We start from the raw sequence: 20,653 nt of genomic DNA on the forward strand, positions 1-20,653 counted from the left end.
CGAACTCTAGCTAGTGCCACTGCCAAACTCAACCTCTGCTTCATCAGGCTCATGATTAAGAGGCTTGCAGGTTCTTCCTAAGATGTCAAATGGGTTCTATAAATCAGGAACGCTAGGTCGCCAGCATTTTTCTGGTAAACCAATTGGGACATCCCAGAGTGCGCCAGAGTGAGAACCTGTAGATTTGAAGGTAACAATACCTTGTCGAGAAGGGTCTTGGACTTTCAATTGATGAAATATCTGACTCTGAGCAGACCGATGAGCAACATTGTGCCTGACCATGACCACATCTAACAGGTCGCTATGTAAGCATTGTTGCGCTAAATTGATATCGTGGAACGATGCACCAATATAGCGGACGGCTCCCATCTTCTTGAGTCTTTCTGAAGCACCAAACATCCTTTCAATGGTGCGCTGATAAACGCTATTGCAGCCCCTTAAATCGGGAGTAAGCTGCAAACAATCTTGTAAAGCAGATCCATCATTCGAGCCAATCCAGCCCCAAAACAGTACATCAATGTAGTCAATTCCCAGTTCCACGAACTGATCTAATAAAGCGGCAAGTGCCATTTCTGGACTTTTGATGTAAGTCACAGTTGCCAGGACGACTTTCTCTCGCACAGAGGAACCACGTCTACAAAGCTGGCGCAATGCTCCAGACATTGGACTGTAGAGATAGTGGTGTAAGTCGCTAGAGTAGAAAAAGTAGTTAATTTCTCTGTCAAAAGCGTAAAGCGTATCTTCGCTGGAGATGCTACCGCCGCCACCTAGACCGAGACAGCTGACCGTTAAATCAGTCCGCCCCAGTTTACGGTAAAACGGTAAATCCGACTCAGGGAATTTCTCTGTTGCACGGACAACTTCGCTTGCTGATATTGCTGGCGGCGCGAGATCGGTTAGTTTCATAGATTTAACGGGGTGTAGATATCTTCAGAGTTGGCATTGAGGTAAGCACGCTGCCAGTCAATCCCTAAAACAGAGAAGTGTTGGCGGATAAATGCCATTCGAGTTTCTGGAGATTCATCCCCTGTAGCCAGTGCTTCTAACAAACCATTGGCAACAATTTGACAGCGATTCATCCCAAAGCTTTCTACAGCAGCAAATTTACAATCTGGTTCTTCTGCTAGAGCCAGTCCTGGTGCAAGTAATTTTGTAAATAAAGGTACTTCTGTACGAAAATGCAATTGGTTTTCTGCATAAACGCTGATTAGCACTTGTCTAATCACTTCATAATTACTTTTTTCAAAGTAGAGAACCCCACTGTCATAACGTCCGTAATCAGAAGGGTTGTATAAGACTTTAAAGGCGAAAGGAATTCTAATTTGGTTTAATTGCCGTGTCAGGCTTTCCATGAGTGCGATCGCACCATACGGTGTCAAGTTAAAGTAAACTCTAACTGTCTTTTGATGAGTGTCTGGGCCAGCATTGCTTACTGCCATGTAAAACCCGTTTTGAACTAGATTTTTGGGCATCCTGATGGCAACTGAATCACCTACAGTGGCGGATTGTTCGGTAGGTTGTAGATGTTGCTCGCGTTCTATATGTAAAGTCAAACCGCCCTTTGTCACGGCGAGGCTATTATCAGATTCTTGTCGCAACACCTGCCAACCTGGGTCAAAGTAACCTTCTCCAGTGTTGCTATTATGTAGGCGATCGTAGAACTCTAAGTCTACTCCTAAAAAAGTGTTGTTCTCTAAATTCTGATGAAGTGCTAGATTATCTGAACTTGCATCTGCTGCTAGGGCAGTCTGCATAGAGCCATTGTAATAAATACCGTAGAGAAAACTTTGCAATTGTAGACTCAGGTATTTATTTTGAAGCTCCAGAGGTATTCTTTGAAAACGAGTTTCTACCTCAGCAGGAACTTCAAAAGCTTTGTAAGCTGGATGAGTAATACAAAAATTGGACTGGATCTGAACATTATCGGCAATATCTTGAAGAGAACATAATACTCTATCTGGCGCGGAAACTAGCAGTTGGCTTTGAAGAGAATCTAGTAATTGCATATTTAGGTACAACTAAAATTACTTAAGCAAGAGAACGATGAAGACAAGTAAGTTCAGATTCTGCCACTCCAAAAACTGTTGGGATTGATTGTTCTGGGCGGCACAATAAAGTCTTGGCAACCTGAAGCATACAAATACCCGTATTACCAAAAGATTTTTGGTACTGGAGCATTGCTTGAATTTGTTGAATCAAAGCAAGACCAGAAAACTGCACAACTCGTCTCACAAAATTAGGACGGTGCTTTATAATTTCTGGAAAATTACTAAGATAAGCTTTAGTAACAGATGCAACAGAAGGTTGAATTACCTCAAGCGGTGTCATCGCTAGACGTAAAGATTCTTCAATATTGATCGCTTTGCTAACAACCAAACTACCGAGCCAAAATTGTAGATAACTGCCAATAAGCATTCCTAAATCGAATGCCGGATCTCCCCAAGTGCCGCGTTCCCAATCTATCAGTCGAATAATACTACGACTCGATTGTTCTGCTTGAGAAATAGTTTGCTCCCAATCGTTGTGCAAAAGGATATTGTTAAGCTTGAGGTCATTGTGTGTTAGACAACAAGCCTCGAAAGCATCTGTTAGTTGTGCGATCGCTTTTCCCAAGCTATCGTAACGTTGATAGAGAGCAAAGAATCTCAAACCATCTGCTGGCATCTGTCCAAAAATTTCCGGGCTAATTCGTTCTAGCCCACGAGCAAATTTAGGAGTCTGATCAATGGGTATATCTTCAGAATTGTGAGAAAAGAATTCCTGGTATTTTTGATTGTTAAAAGTAGCGCGATGGATTGTAGCTAAAGTAGCTCCGATTGAATTTGCGATCGCGGTTGGGAAAACATTCTCCTTTGTATAGAAATCAGCTAGATCAAGATAGTCATTGAAGTAGTTAAAAATAATAACAGAATGCTCTGTATCAAAATGTAAAGCCTCTGAAAGCATTAACTGGATGTTACTGAGTTCAGGAGTTTCTTGAAAAAACTGATAGATTAGCCATTCACTCAAAAATTCACCCGCAGTTTTCCCTTCTCGATCGTGACGCTCCTGTTTTACTAGCAGTTTGCGATTATCTTGTAAGCTCACTAATAGATTAAAGTTTTTGGCATCTTTTAGCTCGACTTTGCTTAAAGCTTTCTCTTGTTGAAACAATATCTTCTTGTTAAGTAAGTACTCTAAAACATTTTCAGAACTTAATAAAAATGTCACAGCTAAAACTCCCTTTAAATGTATTACACAAGGCTTATCACATAGATAATTTTTTTTGAAACTTCATTAGCTTTAATCTGCTAGGGCGTTCAATGAATATTAGTTCTAACACACCAAAAATTTAAGAGATTGGGTATGTCAGCCTGTGGAATAACATACCCTAATCACATAGCATTCAGTTGTTAATTGAATTAAGTTAATTTTTATTTACGATTATCCCACCAGCGTTTAACAGCATTCGCTGCTCCAGCTATACCAGCAGCACATTGCTGAGAGGAACGAGCAGCAGCATATCCAATTCGGAAGCAAATAAGAGTAGACCCTCCATTGACCTTGACAAGTTCGTTGTCACCTAACTCACTCATGTAACTTTCAGAATCAGAAAATAGATCGGAACCAGTAGGACGCAAATCAGAAATGCTGATAGTTGCCATTGAAATTTTCCTCTTAGATGAAGTTGTTTTGACTTGGATTAGCTGTGTATTGCTTAATCACATTTCTATCTTCGGAAATTCAATCTATAATTTCAATAATTAAACACTTCTTTTTTATGCATAATTCATGGAATTATGTTTTAATTATTCAAACATTTAATATTCAAAAATACTTTTATTTTTGTCTGGGAAATTACAGTGCAGTAGCCTGTCAGGACTCCGAATCATCTAATTTGAAATTGAAGCTATATTTTTTGTTGTATATAGTGCTGTTTTACGTTGTCACACCACCAAAGGTTGAAAAGCTACAGTTGTGACTGTTTAGCAGATTCTTGTAAAGCTTTGTAACAGATGTGGAATTCCCGGAGTTTTGATTCAGAGAAGTAATAGAGGTTCTCAAGGATGATCCAGATTAATTTTTATCTGGGCATTGCAAGTTATACCAGGAGGAATTGCTGTGGACAACCAAGGTCTATATTTAACAGCGTTTCAGCGTAAGCTTTTGCTCAAAAGTTTAGAAACAGATTTACGTCCAGAGTACCGCCGTCGCATTGAAATTATGTTGTTGGCAGATACAGGCCAATCTCAGACTCAAATTTGTGAAGCTTTAGGATGTTCTCAGGAGACGGCGCGGCACTGGATTACTATGGCCCAAACAGGTCAGGCTCACCATTGGAGCGATCGCCCGATGGGTCGCCCTAAGGCTGTGAATGAGCAATATCTTATTCGTTTGCAACAACTGGCAAGTCATAGCCCACGTGAGTATGGTTATCCATTTCAACGTTGGACAGGGCAATGGTTAAGCAAGCATTTGGCTAAAGAACTAGGGATTAAGGTTAGCAGTTGCCACATTAACCGTTTGCTCAAGGAAATGGGGCTTTCTACTCGTTCAAAAAACAACTCCACTGATAAATATTCATCAAACCAACAGGATTCCGGCATTAAGATTGGCGATTTGCCATCGAACGTCGAACCTAGTTTCTTGTGGCAATTCAGTTTGATGAAAACCAGTAATTAAAAGCTATGATTCAGAATCAATCTACGTTTCAAAAGCAACAACTAGGTCAACAACTCACCCAAACTTTGGGTCAACCTCTTTCAGGACAAGAACTGGCAAATTGCATTCAACAAATTGAAATCATAGAACCAAATGCAGGTAAACTGTTTTGGCAGGCAGCAGACGCTACAGTTGGCATCTATATTATCTTGGCAGGTAAAGTCAGACTGCTCAATAGCACAGATAACTTAATCGCATCCTTCGGAGTGGGAGCATCATTTGGTGAAATCACCCTGTTTCCCGAATCAGGCTTTCAACCTTACACTGCTAGGGCTTCGGTAAATCTCAAACTCTGCTATATTCCAGGAGATTGTTTGCGATCGCTCATCCGCAAGTATCCCTCCATTGGACAGCATCTTCATTCTTCAGCACTACTTTGGGATCTACTGTTGTTATGTCGTCAAACTCCTAGCCTTGCCAATACTCCTGTAGAAGGATTAATGCAAGTACTACCATTACTCGAACAGCATAATCTGCAAATTGGTAAACTCCCATCTTCTATTCTCAAAGACCAGAAACTTTTGCTACTGCGGCGTGGTGAATTATCGCATACATCAGGATTTAAACTTACCGTTGGAAATATTTACGCTGTTGAAAGGTTACCTCAAGAACGTAGTTGGCAAGTGACTCAACCAAGCCAAATCTACAGCCTCAGCCGTTCTCAGTGGGAAACAGCACTCACCAAAGAGCCACAATTGGCTGGACTAATTAATTCTAGCAATGAGATGGGGAAAGAGGACACAAGGACGCAAACATATGCAAGGCAGCACCATGTACAAGATTCCCCTATAAAGGTAATTGCCGTAGACAGTCAAAAGCGGAGAGAACCAATCCCTGATTCCCAGAAAAAAATCAGTAAAGCTTACTTTCCAACCCCAACTGTAAAAATTGGTCATTTGTGGCAACGTGTAACCAAGCGATATCCATATTTTGAACAACAAAGTGCCTCTGACTGCGGTGCAGCTTGTTTGGTAATGGTTGGACGTTACTGGGGTAAGCGTTTTAGTGTCAATATCTTACGAGATATTGCTAATGTTGACCGCAATGGGGCATCTCTGCGAGGTTTAGCTGCTGCGGCTGAAAGTATTGGCTTTGCAACTCGACCTGTAAAAGCCAGCCTCGACAAACTTGCCCTACAAAGTCTTCCAGCTATCGTCCATTGGGAAGGCAGACATTACATTGTTGTCTATGAAATAACAGGCGATCGCGTTATCGTTGCCGACCCAGCTATAGGACAGCGTACCCTCTCTCATGAACAATTTCAAGCAGGTTGGACTGGTTATACTTTATTAATACAGCCTACCGCCCTACTTAAAGATGTAAAGGAAGCCAGCACTCCTTTTTGGCAGTTTTTTGAATTAGCTAAACCTCACTGGTTGGTGTTATTGGAAGTGTTCATAGCTTCCATCCTGCTTCAGATTTTTGGACTGATCACACCACTATTTACTCAGTTATTGTTAGACCGAGTAGTTGTGCAGCGCAGTGACCTAACATTAACAGCCGTAGGAATAGGATTACTTATCTTTAGCCTATTCCGAGTTGCCATGACCGGACTGCGGCAATACCTTCTAGACCACACAGCTAACCGAGTGGATCTAGCGTTGATTGTAGGTTTTATTAGCCATACCTTTCGCTTACCCTTGAGCTATTTCGAGTCTCGTTATGTAGGAGATATCATTTCTCGTGTCCAAGAAAACCGCAAAATTCAACGTTTTTTAACTGGTGAAGCACTATCTATCGTTCTCGATTTACTAACTGTATTCATCTATGTAGGATTGATGTTTTGGTATAGTTGGAAGATGGCACTACTTGTGTTAGTAATTGTGCCACCATTTGTATTATTGGCACTGATTGCTACACCCTTCTTGCAGCGTGTTTCCCGTGAAATTTTTGGTGCATATAACGAAGAAACTGGTTATTTGATTCAATCTCTGACTGGTATCCGCACAGTCAAATCTATGGCGGTTGAGCAATCTGTACGCTGGCATTGGGAAGAACTTTTTGGCAAGTCAATTAAAAAGAACTTTTCCGGGCAGGTAATTGGCAACACACTGCAAATATTTAGCTCTGGCATTGAAGCTGTAGTCACCACAGCATTACTCTGGTTTGGAGCATGGCAAGTAATCCAAAACGAACTTACGATTGGGCAACTTGTCGCTTTTAATATGTTACTGGGAAATGTGATTAATCCCTTTGAGCGACTGATTATGCTATGGAATGAATTGCAAGAGGTGCTAATTGCTGTTGAACGCATCAATGATGTGATTGATGCTGAACCAGAAGAAGACTTACACTCATCATCTCGACAATCCTTACCACCAATTCACGGTCACATTGTTTTTGATAAAGTTACTTTCCGCTATCATCCTGAAAGCGATGTCAACACGTTGGAAAATATTAGTTTTGAAGTACAACCAGGACAAACGCTCGCGCTGGTTGGGCGTAGTGGTTCGGGAAAAACGACGATTTCTAAGCTGGTATTGGGGCTGTATCCGCCTACAGAAGGAAAGATTTTAATTGATGGCTATGATGTCACTACCTTGTCATTGCGATCGCTGCGTTCTCAAATTGGTGTGGTTGACCAAGATACTTTTCTTTTTGGCGGGACAATTCGGGAAAACATTTCTTTAGGTTATCCCGAAGCAATCTTAGAAGAAGTCATAGAAGCAGCACAACAAGCGGGAGCGCATGAATTTATTAAAGAACTACCAATGGGCTATGAAACACAAATTGGTGAGGGCGGAGGAACCCTATCTGGGGGACAAAGACAAAGATTGGCGATCGCTCGTGCTTTAGTAGGAAATCCTCAACTGCTAATTTTAGATGAAGCTACCAGTAGCCTTGACGCTGAATCTGAACGCATCATCCAAACTAACCTCAACAAAATTCTTCAAAATAGAACAACGTTAATAATTGCTCATCGTCTTTCAACAGTACGCAACGCTGACAAAATTTTGGTGCTAGATAAAGGCATTTTAATTGAAAGTGGAACTCATGAGGAGTTAATGGCTAAACGCGGTCACTACTTCTACCTTAATCAACAGCAACTTACTGTAGTCACTTGAATAACTGCCATTGAAACTATGCCAAACCAATTTAGTACACAAGAACAGTTTAGTCAGAACGGCTATTCTCCTGATCGAAAACTTTCTTTGAATAGCTTTAAACAAATATCTTCATTAAGAGAGTCAAAATCTTCTGCACCTTTAAATGAAGATTGGTCTTCCTTAACAAAAGAACTAATTGATACATTGCCACGAGTTTGGACACGCGGCTTGTTGTATTGGCTGATAGTATTTGCGGCGATTGTCTTACCTTGGGCAATGCTATCTAAAGTAGACGAGACAGGTAGTGCTAGAGGACGACTTGAGCCTCAAGGAAAGACTTTAAGATTAGATGCACCTGTTGCTGGCAAAGTAGCATTGATTAAAGTAAAAGAAGGTCAAAGCGTGCGTTCCGGGCAAACTTTACTCCAATTGGAATCAGAATTGTCTCGCACTGATTTGCAACAAGCTCAAGCCAAACTTGAAGGTCAACAAAATCGAGTTAATCAGCTTCAGTTATTAAAAAATCAATTGCAAATGTCTTTAAGCACTCAGCAATTGCAAAATCAAGCTCAAGAATCTGAACAACTTGCTCAACTTGACCAAATACAGCAGCGTTTAAATTCTGGAAAACAAGTATATGCTCTAGAAAAGGGTCGCCTTAAGCTAGCTAAAAACGAGGTACAACGTTATCGCTATCTTTGGCAAAATGGTGCTATTTCCAAAAGCAAATTAGAAGAAATAGAAGGCGCAATGTTTGACCGCCAAAGACTTCTAGAACAAGCTCAGTCAGATATTCAACAAGCTGACACTGAAATTGCTAAACAGCAAAGTGCCAATCAACGTATCAAACGTACAGGCGAACTTGCAGTCTTAGACAATCAAAAACAACTTAGAGAATTTCAAGCTCAAATTATAGATGTGCAATCAGAAATCGCCCAAACCAAAAAACAAATTCATTCGTTACAATTTCAGTTACAGCAGCAAACACTTCAGACTCCAATTGACGGCACAATTTTTCAGTTATCTGTTAATAACGCCGGGAGTGTTGTTCAACCAGGGCAGATGATTACTCAAATTGCACCTCAAGGAGTTCCTCTAATATTCAGAGCGCAGATGCCTAGCCAAGAAAGTGGTTTTCTGCGTGTAGGAATGCCAGTTAAACTTAAATTTGATGCTTATCCTTTTCAGGATTATGGAGTGGTAGAAGGTCAATTGCGCTGGGTTTCGCCAGAAACTAAAGTTGTGGAAACTCCTCAAGGTAAACTAGAAAACTTTGAATTAGAAATTGCCGTATCACAAACTTATATTCAAGGTGAAAATAAACGTATAGCTTTAACACCTGGACAAACAGCAACGGCTGAAATAATTGTTAGACAACGCCGGATAATTGATTTTGTTCTTGACCCATTTAAAAAGTTGCAAAAAGACGGTTTAAAACTCTAAAAACCAAGAAAAATCTCAAACAATTTATTAATAGGAAGTTAGACTATGCCAGAACTACTAACTGTTTCTGTGGATGAAATTATTCACCAAATTAAGCTTTCTTGCCAATTTCCATCCCTGGCTGAGGGTATACTTACTCGCAAGATTATTGCTAGCACAGCAGAAGAATTTGGCATAAAAGTAGAGCCAGAAGAATTACAGCAAGCAGCAGATAGTTTGCGTTTGATGAATAAACTTACTAGTGCTGATGCTACTTGGTCGTGGCTAAAAAAATATAACCTATCTGTAGATGAGTTTGAAGAATTAGTTTATTCCACTGTTATTTCCTCAAAGTTAGCTCAACATATGTTCGCCCAGAAAGTTGAACCCTTTTATGTGGAACATTATCTTAATTATGCTCAGGTAGTTATGTATGAGGTAGTTTTAGATGATTTTGATTTGGCTATGGAACTTTTTTATGCACTTGCTGAAGGTGAAATAAATTTTCATGAGATTGCTCATCAATATATTCAGGATGCAGAACTACGCCGAAAAGGAGGATATCGGGGTATATTGCACCGCGCACAACTAAGACCGGAGATATCATCTGCTGTATTTGCAGCAACTCCACCACAAATCATCAAACCAATACTCACATCGATTGGAGTGCATCTAATTTTGGTTGAGGAATTGATTGAGCCGCGATTGGATGAGATGCTACGCTTAAAAATTCTCTCCGACTTATTTTCCCAATGGCTACAGGGACGGATTGATCTAGTTGAAATCGCTACAAACTTAGCTTAAAGCAATTTTCCGATTTAAGCTGGCTCAGAGAGTCTGGCTAGTTAGTGTTTTCTTAAATCAAAATACCAACTAGGCGTAGATATTTTGTAAACAGCTAATTGCTTCAACGGGCAAAGTACGCAACGCACTAGCTCGCCTTTGCGCGAAACAAAATTCATACCTTTAATCTACAACGCCTGAATAGCTATGGGAGCAACGCCAAAAAATTTTGGCAACACAACCAGAAAGCTGAACTACTTAACTAGAGTATATTGCCTTATTCCAGCCTTTAGTTACGCACAAGGAATATAGAGTCGTTGACCAGGGTGAATTAAGTTAGGATTTGATCCAATTTTGCGTCTATTGGCTTTGTAAATTTGGAGCCACTTATTACCATTACCACAAAAAATATCAGCTAAAAGAAATAGTGAGTCACCCTTTAGTACAGTTTCCCAGCTTCCTCCTCCCATAATAAAAGTTTGGGTTTTATCTGAAATATCAACCATGTAGTTTTCCGAAGCATAAAATAATTTTAAATCAGTAGAACGCAGGTCAGAAATTTTAATAGTAGACATTGATTTTTCCTCTTCAGTGTATTTGGAATGGGATTGACTTGGTATTTGCTCATCCCATTTCAATACTCTAATATCGAATTTACAGCACTTCCTGCTGTTATGGGGTACAGTTAGTAAGAATAAAAATATTATCTTTTTATGAAAGCATATTCAATCGAGCTGCGCGAAAAAGTAGTTGCAGCACATATTCGGGAGAAAATATCAATTGAACGCGTCTGCTCCCCCTCGCCTTGCACAAAGCCCTGATCTACCGACTACCGAAGATTCTCCATAGCCCCCTCATCAGTTCCCTTGAGAGCCTTTCGAGCCAATTTCACGTAAGTTTTGACTGTCTAAGATTTCATTTGCAAGTCAAAGGCGATCGCCACTCAAAATGGAAGATTCGCAGACTCAAATTTGAGCCAGGATTCAAATTACTCGTTGGCCTCAGCTAACCGACAAGATTCCACAACGACTGATGCACAATGCGAATGTCATACCATTTGCCATGTCATTTCCTGCCCCGCCCCCAAAGGTACAAGCCCAGATTCCATAAATGGAACTTCATCAGGAACGCGCCAAGTCGTTTTGGACAAGGTAATTCGCTCGGTATTACGCGGCAGTTGATAAAAATCAGGGCCATAGAAGCTAGCGAACGCCTCCAATTTATCCAGGGCTTTTACGCTTTCAAATGCTTCTGCATACAACTGGAGGGCGTGCAGAGCCGAAAAGCATCCCGCGCAGCCACAGGAACTTTCTTTGCTGGTGCGGGTATGGGGAGCGCTATCGGTACCTAGAAAAAACTTCGGATTTCCCGATGTTGCCGCTTGCAACAAAGCCTGACGATGCTCCTCCCGTTTCAAAATCGGCAGGCAATAAAAATGGGGACGAAGACCGCCTTTGAACAGGGCATTACGGTTAAACAACAAATGTTGTGGTGTAATTGTTGCCGCGATGGTGTTGGCAGACAGGACATACTGCACCGCATCGGAGGTGGTGATATGCTCAAGCACCACCCGCAGGTTGGGAAACCGCTGCTTGAGGGGGATTAAATGACGCTCGATAAACACCTTCTCGCGATCAAACGTATCAACATCGTTATCGGTCACTTCCCCGTGCAGTAATAATGGCATATCCACCTGCTGCATCGCTTCAAAGACGCGATCGCCGTTGCGAATATCCGTCACACCGGAGTCTGAGTTGGTCGTTGCACCGGCTGGGTAGTACTTGACGGCTTTGATAAACTGGGATTCTTTCGCCCGGAGAATGTCGTCGGGGCTGGTGTTGTCGGTGAGGTAGAGCGTCATCAATGGCTCAAACTGTTGCCCCTCTGGAATAGCGGCGAGAATGCGATCGCGATATGCTGCCGCATCTGCCACCGAGCGGATAGGGGGCTTCAAGTTCGGCATGATGATCGCGCGGGCAAACTGACGCACCGTGTAGGGCAGAACCGCTTTCAGTGCTGCACCGTCGCGCAGATGCAGATGCCAATCGTCAGGTCGGGTGATGGTAAGCTTTTGCATCCTTTCATTATAAAACGGCAACCAGGGCCTCATGAGAATAGGGGCGATTATTCAGATATAGTATGGGGCGATCGCATCCTTTGAGATATTGCCTGTAAACAACAGCCGTTCTCAAAAAACCTTTGGTCAACTTATGAACAAAATAACGCTGTTTGCCAAAAGTTAAAATATTTACAATTGATGTTACCTTCTTTGAGGTTATGCTTGATAACGATCTAGAACAATGAAATTTATCTTTTAAACTTTTCTATTTGCTGCTGAAAGTAATCTCGCCAACCTGTAGGTAAAGCCTCAACTTGTACGGCGCGGTGTAACAGTTCTAGATCGTGTGTTTCCCGTGCATAAAGTCGGGTAATATCAGCAACAGTGACATTATTTGGATCTCGATGGATTAACGACAAAGTATCATCATTTCCGACTGTACCCTCTTGCAGCACTGAAAAGTAGAACCCCGTTAGACGGCTATCTAAAAACTGTTTAACTATATCAGCTCTTCCAAACTTAATTCCCAATTTATAACAAGGCATTCGAGGTTGAGTTACCATTACCTCTGCGCTACCAATCTGAAAGCGATCGCCAATATTAACCTCATCCTCTAATAGCCCAACCGTAGTCAGGTTTTCACCAAACATTCCCCAATGCAAATCCATCTCAGGTAACTTGCGCCGCCAATAGTCGTAATGCTCGAATGGATAAGCATACACGGCTTTATCTTTGCCTCCGTGGACACTCAAATCAGCTTGTCTATCTCCATCTAAATTGAGTGAGCGCATCATTACTCGTGCCTCAACTGGTTCTTTAAAAATCCCAGTTGTAACTGTTTTCCCCTTCCAAAGCACTTCACGGGGAAGTCCTACATTGATAGAGATAACTTGCACAATTTCATATCTCCTCTAATAAAATCTTCTACCGATATTCAGCCTGATAGATAATATGTTTGATATTACTTGATTATCAGAGGAATTCATTAAATATCTCACATCAATTTTGCAATTCCAGGTTGAGAAAAATGTTGAGGACATCTTGAGCAGATTTCGCTCTGGTTATGCTAGAAAATGTAGCCCTATTTGGTCACTGCATCTTAACTTGAGCATAATTACTCAATTATCCCATGCCAGAAATTTTTTCTAGTCAGCCTCCCCTAACCGCTATATGCGCCCAGTAATATCTATGATGAGAGGCTAATTGCTCAGGAGTATTTTGTGCAGATGAAATACTTCTGAGCCTTGTTGTTTTCAAGAGTTTTTAGGGAACTCTATAAAGGGATTTAAGCTGGCAAATTCTAGATATTAAATTATTAATGAGTAATTTTCCCTTGAAACTACTTCCAGTTTGGCGACCCCATCGCCTTCTCAGATGTTCAATAGGATTGGGCTTACTATTTTGTATCAGCGCGATCGCTACCAGTTGCACAATAGTCGATTCTCAAAACTCTCGCCAAGTTGGGACAACCTCTGCGACTAGTGCAGAAGTCACACAGCGTTTGCGGGTAGTGGTGATTCCAGCGCAAAGCCAAGAGGAACAGGAAAAGAAACTGCAACCTTTAGCAGAGTATCTAGAGAAAACCCTAAAAATGCCAGTAAATTTCCAAATTACTAAGGATTATGATACTGCGGTAGAGCTATTAGCGAAAGAAGATGCGGATATGGCTTATTTAGGAGCATTAACCTACATTCAAGCCCGTAATCGCAATTCTCATATTCAACCTCTAGTTATCCCAATCAATGAAAGCAGTGGGCGACCCTGGTACAATAGCGTGATCATTGCCAATACGGCTAAGGGTATCAAGTCACTAAAGGATTTGAAAGGTAAACGCTTTGCCTTTGTCAGTCCATCTTCCACATCTGGATTTTTGTTACCCATGAGTGCATTGCAAAGCCAAGGAATTGACCCCACACGGGACTTTACGAAAATTCGCTATGCGGGAAGTCACGACAAAGTTGAGCAGGAATTGACAAATGATTTAGTCGATGCGATCGCCAACGATAAAGCTGCCTTCTTGCGGAGTCAAAAATTAGGAAAACTCACTGCTAGCAAGTACAAAATTATCTGGGAATCTGACCCTATACCATCACCACCGATTGTCATTAACGACAAGAAGTTATCACAAAAACTCATCAAACAACTACAGCAAGCTTTAATTGATGCACCAGTAGGAACTTTAGATATAACTGGGACACAATCTGCTGGCTATACTTTAGCCAAAGATGCAGACTTTGAGCAAGTACGGCAAATTTATACTCGTCTGCAATCGGTAAAAGTAGCGGAAAAATGAAGATAGTCACTAGGTTTATTGCTTCAACAGCAATTTCTGTAAGCTTAGTAAGTGTATTACTAGGGGGAAGTACACTTTTAATTAAACAGATAGAAAAATCTGTTACTCAAAGCCGCGATCGCACTAATCAAGCTGTTCTTCTCACTCAAGATTTGCGACTTTCACTAGAAAAACAAACTTCTGTGTTGAAGAATTATCTCTTGCTAAATCGCAATGCCGCAGATATAGCCAGCTATCAACAGGAAATGTCCAATTTCTTAGCAAATTTGGCAGCATTAGAACAGTTACTTCCAGATGTAAAGCAACCTAATGTGGTGCGTCGTCGCCATCAATTTCTTGTGCGCTTAGTTGATGATTTAAAAAATCAAATAAGTTCTTCAACAGTGCAAATCCAGGAAGATGTCAAAGCTATCAACTCATTTCAAAATGATATTCAGTTGTTTCTTGATGCGCTGGTTGAAGAAGTTCAGCAACAAGATACTGTTACCCACCAAACTGCCGAGCAATTCCAGCAAAATGCTACCATTGCCACCTATGGTTTAATTAGTGTAGTTTTGCTAATTTTCATCGCTCAGTTTACTCTCACATTATTGCCAGTTATCCGCTCGATTCAAGCCCTGCAAATTGGAGCAACAAAACTTGGTAGTGGAAATATGGACTACCGTTTAAATATCCACACTGGCGATGAAATTGAACAACTGGCAGAGGAATTTAACCAAATGGCAGCCCAGTTAGCAAATTACTATACTTCACTAGAAGAAAAACGCGCCGCCGCCGATTTAGCTAACCAAGCCAAGAGTGAGTTTTTAGCGAATATGAGCCATGAACTGCGTACTCCTCTTAATGGCATTCTTGGTTATGCTCAAATCCTCAACCGCTCCCAAACTTGGGGCGAAAAGGAACGTAATGGTATTCACATTATCTACCAATGTGGTTCTCATTTGCTGACGCTGATTAATGACATCCTCGACCTTTCAAAAATTGAAGCCCGCAAACTAGAATTGCAACCACAAGATATTCATTTGCCATCTTTCTTACAAGGAATTGTGGAAATTGTTCGTATTCGAGCAGAACAAAAAGGCATCGAATTTGTCTATTTGCCGGATGCAAACTTACCAGAAGGTATCAAAGCCGATGGTAAAAGGTTGCGACAAGTTTTAATTAACTTGTTAGGAAATGCTGTCAAGTTTACCCAACAAGGAAAAGTAGAATTTATAGTCAAGCGGATAGATAATGTTCTGCCAGACAATAGGTCTTTATCTACTACTAAACTTATTTTTCAGATTAGTGATACAGGTATTGGTATTAGTCCAGAATCTTTAGAAAAAATCTTCCTGCCTTTTGAACAAGTTGGTGATGAAAAACGTCACTCAGAGGGAACCGGACTTGGACTTGCTATTAGTAATAACATTGTTAATTTAATGGGAAGCAAAATTCAAGTTACAAGTCAGTTAGGAGTTGGTAGCACTTTTGCCTTTGAGTCCGAGTTTCCCTTAGCGGTAGAGTGGCAGTATAGTGCATTGACTACCACTGGTCAAGAATTAGTTGGCTATGAAGGCGAACTAAAAACAATTTTAGTCGTAGACGATAAATGGGAAAACCGCTCAGTAATTGTCAACTTACTAGAACCACTTAGTTTCACTGTAATAGAAGCAGAAAATGGTGAGGAGGGTTTGAATAAACTTACTCAAGTCAAACCAGATTTAATCATTACTGATTTGCTAATGCCTATCATGGATGGGTACATATTTTTACAGCAAATCCGGCAATCAGAAAATTTTAAATCAATTCCAGTAATTGTATCTTCTGCATCTGTTTCGACAATGGATCAACAACAGAGTTTAGATGCAGGTGGGAATGCTTTTTTAGCGAAGCCTGTGGAGGCAGAAGAATTATTTAGGCTATTGCAAAAACACTTACAGATTACTTGGAAATATAAATCAGTGGCATTGATTAATGCTGAGTCATCCGTTGGACAAAATTATAGTGATACCAAAACTGTCACATCAGAGCTAGTTTTACCCACGATAGAAGATTTAACAGAGTTACTAGAACTTGCCCAACAAGGGCGATTAAAAAAATTAGTGGCGGCGGCTCACAACTTAGAGGAGAAAAATCCACAGTATGCTGAATTTGTTGGGCATATTGTGCAACTCACCAAGGGTTTTCAAGTAGCAACAGTAGAAACTTTTATTCAGGAATCTATCAAGAAGTTAAATCATATTTGAAGGAATACATTATGAAAGAATCTGAATTGATTTTAGTAGTAGATGATACGCCTGCAAATTTGGAAGTGCTATCTGAAGCACTGACTGACGCAGGTTTTGAAGTGGCGATCGCCACTGATGGCGAACGAGCTATCAAACAAGCCCAATGTAGTTTACCCAGCTTAATTCTGCTTGATGTAATGATGCCCGGTATTGATGGGTTTGAGACTTGCCGTCGCCTTAAAGCTTCTACTATCACCCAAGATATTCCTATCATCTTCATGACAGCTTTGTCTGAAACCAATGATAAAGTTCGTGGTTTTAATCTAGGTGCTGTTGATTATATCACCAAACCTTTTCAAGAAGCAGAACTAATTGTCCGTGTAAAAACGCAATTGAAATTGCGTAACTTCCACCACATATTAGAGCAGCAAATTACTGAACGTACCACAGAATTAACAGATGCTTTAAAACAATTGCAAAGCTCACAACTTAAGTTAGTCCAATCAGAAAAAATGGCAACTTTAGGGCAATTAGTGGCGGGAGTTGCCCATGAGATCAATAACCCAGTGAGTTTTATTCACGGCAATCTTGAACACATGGAGGGTTATACTCAAACGCTGCTTAATTTTCTGCAACTCTACCAAAAGTATTACCCTGAGCCTGTTGACGAAATTCAAGCACAAGCAGAAGAACATGATTTAGAATTTTTGCAAGAAGATGTAGTTAAAACTCTTGCTTCCATGAAAATAGGGACTCAACGTATCCGCGAAATCGTGCGATCGCTCCGTAATTTCTCCCGCATGGATGAAGCCGAATTTAAAGCTGTTGATATTCATGAGGGTCTTGATAGTACCATTATGATTTTGCAACATCGCTTAAAAGCCAAACCGGAATATCCACAGATCAGGGTAATTCGAGAATATGGCAATTTGCCTTTAATTAAATGTTATGCCGGACAACTCAATCAAGCATTTATGAATATTTTGGCAAATGCGATCGATGCTTTGGAAGAAATGAATGATCATCGCAGTTATAAGGAAATTCAGGATAATCCAGGGTGCATTGTCATTCGTACATCTGTAGTTAATTCACAATCAATAGAAATTAGGATTACTGACAACGGCCCTGGCATACCAGAAGAAATTCAACAACGCATCTTCGATCCCTTTTTTACAACAAAACCTGTGGGCAAAGGAACAGGTATGGGTATGTCTATTACCTATCAAATTATCACTGAAAAACATAATGGCAAGTTAGAGTGTTTCTCAACACCTGGAGAGGGAGCCACGTTTGCAATTCAAATTCCTATCAGCCAGCAAGTCCATGAGGTAACGGCTTTGTCAAAACAATGCCTTTAAACAAGAAATGAGATGATGACCTATAAATTAATAAAAAATCCCTTCTACTTTCAATCATTAGGAGGGATAAATACCATTTCCTGACATCCCCGCGCACAACCAACAACGCTTCTGACACTGCGATATTGAAAACGGCTCATCAAGTCCTAGCTGTTGCGGCTCGCAAACATAAACGCTCTCAAGTTGAGAGGTTTCATTTTATTAGATGATCTGACACCTGAAGAATATTGCCATGTCTAGTAATAATTCGTCAGTAGTTATCTTTCTTCGTATTCTGCCTCAATCAAACTCAACAGTTTCTCCTCCACAGCAGTAAGATAAGAACGCTTGGGCTTCCCCAACGACTGCAACAGATTTTTCACTGTCTCTTCCAGAGAATCGGAATATATTCGCGCAAGGCGATCGCAAATCTGCTGCATCTGTTCGCATTCTTGAGGCGTTTCTCTGGGTTCATATCTAGCAAGCTTTTTGGCTTTTTCTTACCGTCGAACTCACGTAATATTAGTAGGTCTGAATCCTTACGGCGAAATCATAGACTTGTTACTTTTGCCAAGTAACAGCTTTTAAAGTCAGGGATCAATTACTAGTAGTGATTTATGCTCTAATTGGTGAAAAATCCCACTGATGATAGAAGCTTTACTGATTCAGATTTTCTAGTATCTAGGATTGAAAATCTGAAACTAGCTAACAATGCGAATACTTCTGGTAGAAGATGACATAGCACAATTAGAACCCTTACAAACAGCATTGTCTCAAGCTGGACATATTGTAGATGGTGTAGAAACTGGTGCGATCGCACAATGGGCAATTTCTCAGAGAGACTATGACCTATTGATTTTAGACTGGATGCTACCAGAAATGAGTGGCTTAGATTTATGCCGTCAATATCGAAAAGCTGGGAAAACTGCACCTGTATTGATGTTGACTGCAAAAGATACCACAGGCGACAAAGTAACAGGTTTGGATGCTGGTGCAGATGACTATTTAGTTAAGCCTACAGATTTATTTGAATTATTAGCCAGAGTGCGCGCTTTAGGTAGGCGATCGCCTGTTTGGCAAGGAGAAAAACTTCAGCTGGCAGATTTGCAATTGCATCTTTCAACTGGGATGGTAGAGCGAGGAGAAGCAACCGTAGAGTTATCTACTAGAGAATTTCAGTTACTAGAATACTTAATGCGTCATCCATATCAAATTTTAACCCGCAATCAAATCGAACAAGCTTTATGGGAGTGGGGTAGCGAACCAGAAAGTAATGCTACGACAACTTTGGTACGCCGTCTGCGCCAGCGACTAAAGTTGCTAGGTGCAGCACACTGGTTAGAAACTATTTATGGTATGGGCTATCGCATCAATCCTGACAAAGAACAATAACCTTTTTCTTTGTTTTTACCCTCAGTTTAGGACATAAGCTGACTGTAAAACCCAGACATAAAAATACTTTCAACTCTATTGCCTATTTCCTATTCCCTGCTATCCCTTCTTAGCTATCAATTTCTTGAGTCATGTTCAACCGCAGCCGTCGTAACTTGGCTCATTGGTTTATCCTCTCAATGGGCGGTATTCTTTTATTTTTTTCTGGCACACTGTATTACCAAGAAGCAGTCCAGCAGCAAGAAGTTATAGATTTAATGCTGTACAAAAAAGCTAGAGTAATTACAGCAAATGTCCGGTATAAAACCTATCAAGGTCAGAAACGCGTATTTCTTAAACATTTACCAGTTTTGGGTAATAACCCACCACCAGCAGATACTGAAATAAATTATGCCCGTTGGTACGATACTGAAGGCAACTTAAAACGCTACTTTGGTCAGCTTCCCCAAAAAAAATTAAATCCAACATTTGAATTTGAAACATTAAAAATTACTGATAATTCAGATGTTGTACCTCAAGAAATTTGGCTGCGAGAAATCACTCTGCCAGTGCATTACCAAGGTGAGTTAATTGGCTATTTGCAAATGGCTATGCCAACGACGCGCGCCCAAGAATCTTTAAATAGATTTTTACTGTTATTAATATCAACGGTATTAATTGCTTTAGGAGTAACAAGTCTCACTGGGTGGTTTTTAGGCGGGTTAGCAATGCAGCCTATCCACCTTAGCTACCAACAACTCGAACGCTTTACTGCCCATGCTTCCCATGAATTACGTACCCCATTGGCAGCCATTCTCAGTAATGCTCAGGTGGGCTTGTTAGCTCCGATGGAAGACAGTGCCAGTAAGCACCTACGTTTAGAAAAAGTTGCAGAAGTTGCTAAGTCAATGAATACTTTGATTGGCAATTTATTATTTTTAGCACGTCGCGCCGGACGTTTAGCTCCAGAATCTTTAAAAAAAGTTGATTTGAATGACTTGTTGCGAGAATTAATTCAATCTCAATCTGTCAAGATTGCGGCGGAACATTTAAATTTTAAAGTTGATTTCGCAGAATACAAAATTGTGGCACGTGTAGAACCTGAGTTACTGTGTCAAGCTGTGATGAATCTAATCAGTAATGCTTGTAAATATACTCCGACTGGTGGGATGGTAGAGTTACGCCTATTTATTAAGTCTGGTCAGGTAGTGATTCAAGTAGCAGATAACGGTATTGGAATTGCGGCGGCAGATTTACCTCATATTTTTGAGCAATTTTATCGGGTAGAGCAGAAGACAAATTCTGCTAATAGCTTTGGGTTAGGATTAGCGATCGCTCAACAAATTATTGAAGCACATGGTGGTCATCTGAGTTCCAAAAGTGAACTAGGTAAAGGTTCTGTGTTTCAAATCAAATTGCCTTTGTAACCA

16 protein-coding genes and 1 pseudogene are annotated in these 20,653 nt (G+C 40.7%); 9 read left to right on the forward strand and 8 right to left on the reverse strand.

Going from position 1 to position 20,653, the window contains the following annotated elements; genetic code table 11:
- Positions 1–99: 99 nt before the first annotated feature.
- From H6G76_RS30980 to H6G76_RS30995, 4 genes and pseudogenes are all read right to left on the reverse strand, one after another.
- A pseudogene (locus tag H6G76_RS30980) lies at positions 100–906 on the reverse strand (aldo/keto reductase); the annotation flags it as partial.
- On the reverse strand, positions 903–2,006 hold the full coding sequence (locus H6G76_RS30985; RefSeq protein ID WP_190709507.1) for a T3SS effector HopA1 family protein: 1,104 nt from the start codon (positions 2,004–2,006) through the stop codon (positions 903–905). The gene H6G76_RS30985 and the pseudogene H6G76_RS30980, both read right to left, overlap by 4 nt.
- A gap of 22 nt (positions 2,007–2,028) precedes the next feature.
- The gene (locus tag H6G76_RS30990) at positions 2,029–3,210 is read right to left on the reverse strand and encodes a phosphotransferase (protein WP_190709508.1); all 1,182 of its coding nucleotides are present in this window, start codon (positions 3,208–3,210) and stop codon (positions 2,029–2,031) included.
- 203 nt (positions 3,211–3,413) lie between these two features.
- Entirely contained in the window at positions 3,414–3,644 is a 231-nt protein-coding gene (locus H6G76_RS30995) for a hypothetical protein (protein WP_190709548.1), read from the reverse strand.
- A gap of 457 nt (positions 3,645–4,101) precedes the next feature.
- Between H6G76_RS30995 and H6G76_RS31000 the strand changes: the two genes are divergently transcribed.
- Genes H6G76_RS31000 through H6G76_RS31015 form a run of 4 tightly spaced genes read left to right on the forward strand, consistent with a single transcriptional unit; the run spans position 4,102 to position 9,974 of the window.
- Positions 4,102–4,662: a helix-turn-helix domain-containing protein gene (locus H6G76_RS31000; RefSeq protein ID WP_190709510.1), complete on the forward strand. Its 561-nt coding sequence runs from the start codon at positions 4,102–4,104 to the stop codon at positions 4,660–4,662.
- 5 nt (positions 4,663–4,667) lie between these two features.
- Complete coding sequence (locus tag H6G76_RS31005; protein WP_190709512.1) at positions 4,668–7,766, forward strand: peptidase domain-containing ABC transporter; 3,099 nt, start codon at positions 4,668–4,670, stop codon at positions 7,764–7,766.
- An 18-nt stretch (positions 7,767–7,784) separates the two neighbouring features.
- Positions 7,785–9,191 (forward strand): HlyD family efflux transporter periplasmic adaptor subunit, encoded by a 1,407-nt coding sequence (locus H6G76_RS31010; RefSeq protein ID WP_190709514.1) that lies wholly within the window; start codon positions 7,785–7,787, stop codon positions 9,189–9,191.
- Between the two features lie 45 nt (positions 9,192–9,236).
- Positions 9,237–9,974, forward strand: coding sequence for a peptidylprolyl isomerase (locus tag H6G76_RS31015; RefSeq protein ID WP_190709516.1), 738 nt, complete (start codon positions 9,237–9,239; stop codon positions 9,972–9,974).
- Between the two features lie 272 nt (positions 9,975–10,246).
- On the opposite strand, the gene H6G76_RS31020 is transcribed toward H6G76_RS31015, so the two are convergent.
- The 3 genes from H6G76_RS31020 to H6G76_RS31030 all read right to left on the reverse strand — a co-directional run bounded on the left by H6G76_RS31020 (position 10,247) and on the right by H6G76_RS31030 (position 12,908).
- The gene (locus H6G76_RS31020) at positions 10,247–10,528 is read right to left on the reverse strand and encodes a LysM peptidoglycan-binding domain-containing protein (RefSeq protein WP_190709518.1); all 282 of its coding nucleotides are present in this window, start codon (positions 10,526–10,528) and stop codon (positions 10,247–10,249) included.
- 473 nt (positions 10,529–11,001) lie between these two features.
- Positions 11,002–12,030 carry a dihydroorotase gene (gene pyrC / locus H6G76_RS31025; protein ID WP_190709520.1) on the reverse strand — a complete coding sequence of 343 codons (1,029 nt, stop codon included), beginning with the start codon at positions 12,028–12,030 and terminating at the stop codon, positions 11,002–11,004.
- Between the two features lie 230 nt (positions 12,031–12,260).
- On the reverse strand, positions 12,261–12,908 hold the full coding sequence (locus H6G76_RS31030) for an MOSC domain-containing protein (RefSeq protein WP_190709522.1): 648 nt from the start codon (positions 12,906–12,908) through the stop codon (positions 12,261–12,263).
- Between the two features lie 422 nt (positions 12,909–13,330).
- On the opposite strand from H6G76_RS31030, the gene phnD reads away from it, so the two are divergent.
- Genes phnD through H6G76_RS31045 form a run of 3 tightly spaced genes read left to right on the forward strand, consistent with a single transcriptional unit; the run spans position 13,331 to position 17,873 of the window.
- The gene (gene phnD, locus H6G76_RS31035) at positions 13,331–14,305 is read left to right on the forward strand and encodes a phosphate/phosphite/phosphonate ABC transporter substrate-binding protein (protein ID WP_242056596.1); all 975 of its coding nucleotides are present in this window, start codon (positions 13,331–13,333) and stop codon (positions 14,303–14,305) included.
- Complete coding sequence (locus H6G76_RS31040; RefSeq protein ID WP_190709524.1) at positions 14,302–16,533, forward strand: ATP-binding protein; 2,232 nt, start codon at positions 14,302–14,304, stop codon at positions 16,531–16,533. Before phnD ends, H6G76_RS31040 begins: the two co-directional genes overlap by 4 nt.
- Positions 16,534–16,544: 11 nt before the next feature.
- The gene (locus H6G76_RS31045; RefSeq protein ID WP_190709526.1) at positions 16,545–17,873 is read left to right on the forward strand and encodes a sensor histidine kinase; all 1,329 of its coding nucleotides are present in this window, start codon (positions 16,545–16,547) and stop codon (positions 17,871–17,873) included.
- Between the two features lie 279 nt (positions 17,874–18,152).
- Here the strand turns inward: H6G76_RS31045 and H6G76_RS31050 are convergent, their stop codons facing one another.
- Positions 18,153–18,302 (reverse strand): hypothetical protein, encoded by a 150-nt coding sequence (locus H6G76_RS31050; RefSeq protein ID WP_190709528.1) that lies wholly within the window; start codon positions 18,300–18,302, stop codon positions 18,153–18,155.
- A gap of 261 nt (positions 18,303–18,563) precedes the next feature.
- Between H6G76_RS31050 and rppA the strand changes: the two genes are divergently transcribed.
- Positions 18,564–19,244: a two-component system response regulator RppA gene (gene rppA, locus H6G76_RS31055; protein WP_190709530.1), complete on the forward strand. Its 681-nt coding sequence runs from the start codon at positions 18,564–18,566 to the stop codon at positions 19,242–19,244.
- 131 nt (positions 19,245–19,375) lie between these two features.
- Positions 19,376–20,650 carry a HAMP domain-containing sensor histidine kinase gene (locus H6G76_RS31060; protein WP_190709532.1) on the forward strand — a complete coding sequence of 425 codons (1,275 nt, stop codon included), beginning with the start codon at positions 19,376–19,378 and terminating at the stop codon, positions 20,648–20,650.
- Positions 20,651–20,653: the final 3 nt, after the last annotated feature.

The organism is Nostoc sp. FACHB-152 (assembly GCF_014697475.1).
Classification (GTDB): domain Bacteria; phylum Cyanobacteriota; class Cyanobacteriia; order Cyanobacteriales; family Nostocaceae; genus Nostoc_B.

Excerpts from the sequence above, each read along its gene's own strand:
- H6G76_RS31015 (WP_190709516.1), top strand. The coding sequence starts at position 9,237 with ATGCCAGAACTACTAACTGTTTCTGTGGATGAAATTATTCACCAAATT.
- H6G76_RS30995 (WP_190709548.1), bottom strand. The coding sequence starts at position 3,644 with ATGGCAACTATCAGCATTTCTGATTTGCGTCCTACTGGTTCCGATCTA.
- H6G76_RS31040 (WP_190709524.1), top strand. The coding sequence starts at position 14,302 with ATGAAGATAGTCACTAGGTTTATTGCTTCAACAGCAATTTCTGTAAGC.
- pyrC (WP_190709520.1), bottom strand. The coding sequence starts at position 12,030 with ATGCAAAAGCTTACCATCACCCGACCTGACGATTGGCATCTGCATCTG.
- H6G76_RS31005 (WP_190709512.1), top strand. The coding sequence starts at position 4,668 with ATGATTCAGAATCAATCTACGTTTCAAAAGCAACAACTAGGTCAACAA.
- H6G76_RS31020 (WP_190709518.1), bottom strand. The coding sequence starts at position 10,528 with ATGTCTACTATTAAAATTTCTGACCTGCGTTCTACTGATTTAAAATTA.
- H6G76_RS31010 (WP_190709514.1), top strand. The coding sequence starts at position 7,785 with ATGCCAAACCAATTTAGTACACAAGAACAGTTTAGTCAGAACGGCTAT.
- H6G76_RS31060 (WP_190709532.1), top strand. The coding sequence starts at position 19,376 with ATGTTCAACCGCAGCCGTCGTAACTTGGCTCATTGGTTTATCCTCTCA.
- H6G76_RS31050 (WP_190709528.1), bottom strand. The coding sequence starts at position 18,302 with ATGCGAACAGATGCAGCAGATTTGCGATCGCCTTGCGCGAATATATTC.
- H6G76_RS30985 (WP_190709507.1), bottom strand. The coding sequence starts at position 2,006 with ATGCAATTACTAGATTCTCTTCAAAGCCAACTGCTAGTTTCCGCGCCA.
- rppA (WP_190709530.1), top strand. The coding sequence starts at position 18,564 with ATGCGAATACTTCTGGTAGAAGATGACATAGCACAATTAGAACCCTTA.
- H6G76_RS31045 (WP_190709526.1), top strand. The coding sequence starts at position 16,545 with ATGAAAGAATCTGAATTGATTTTAGTAGTAGATGATACGCCTGCAAAT.
- phnD (WP_242056596.1), top strand. The coding sequence starts at position 13,331 with ATGAGTAATTTTCCCTTGAAACTACTTCCAGTTTGGCGACCCCATCGC.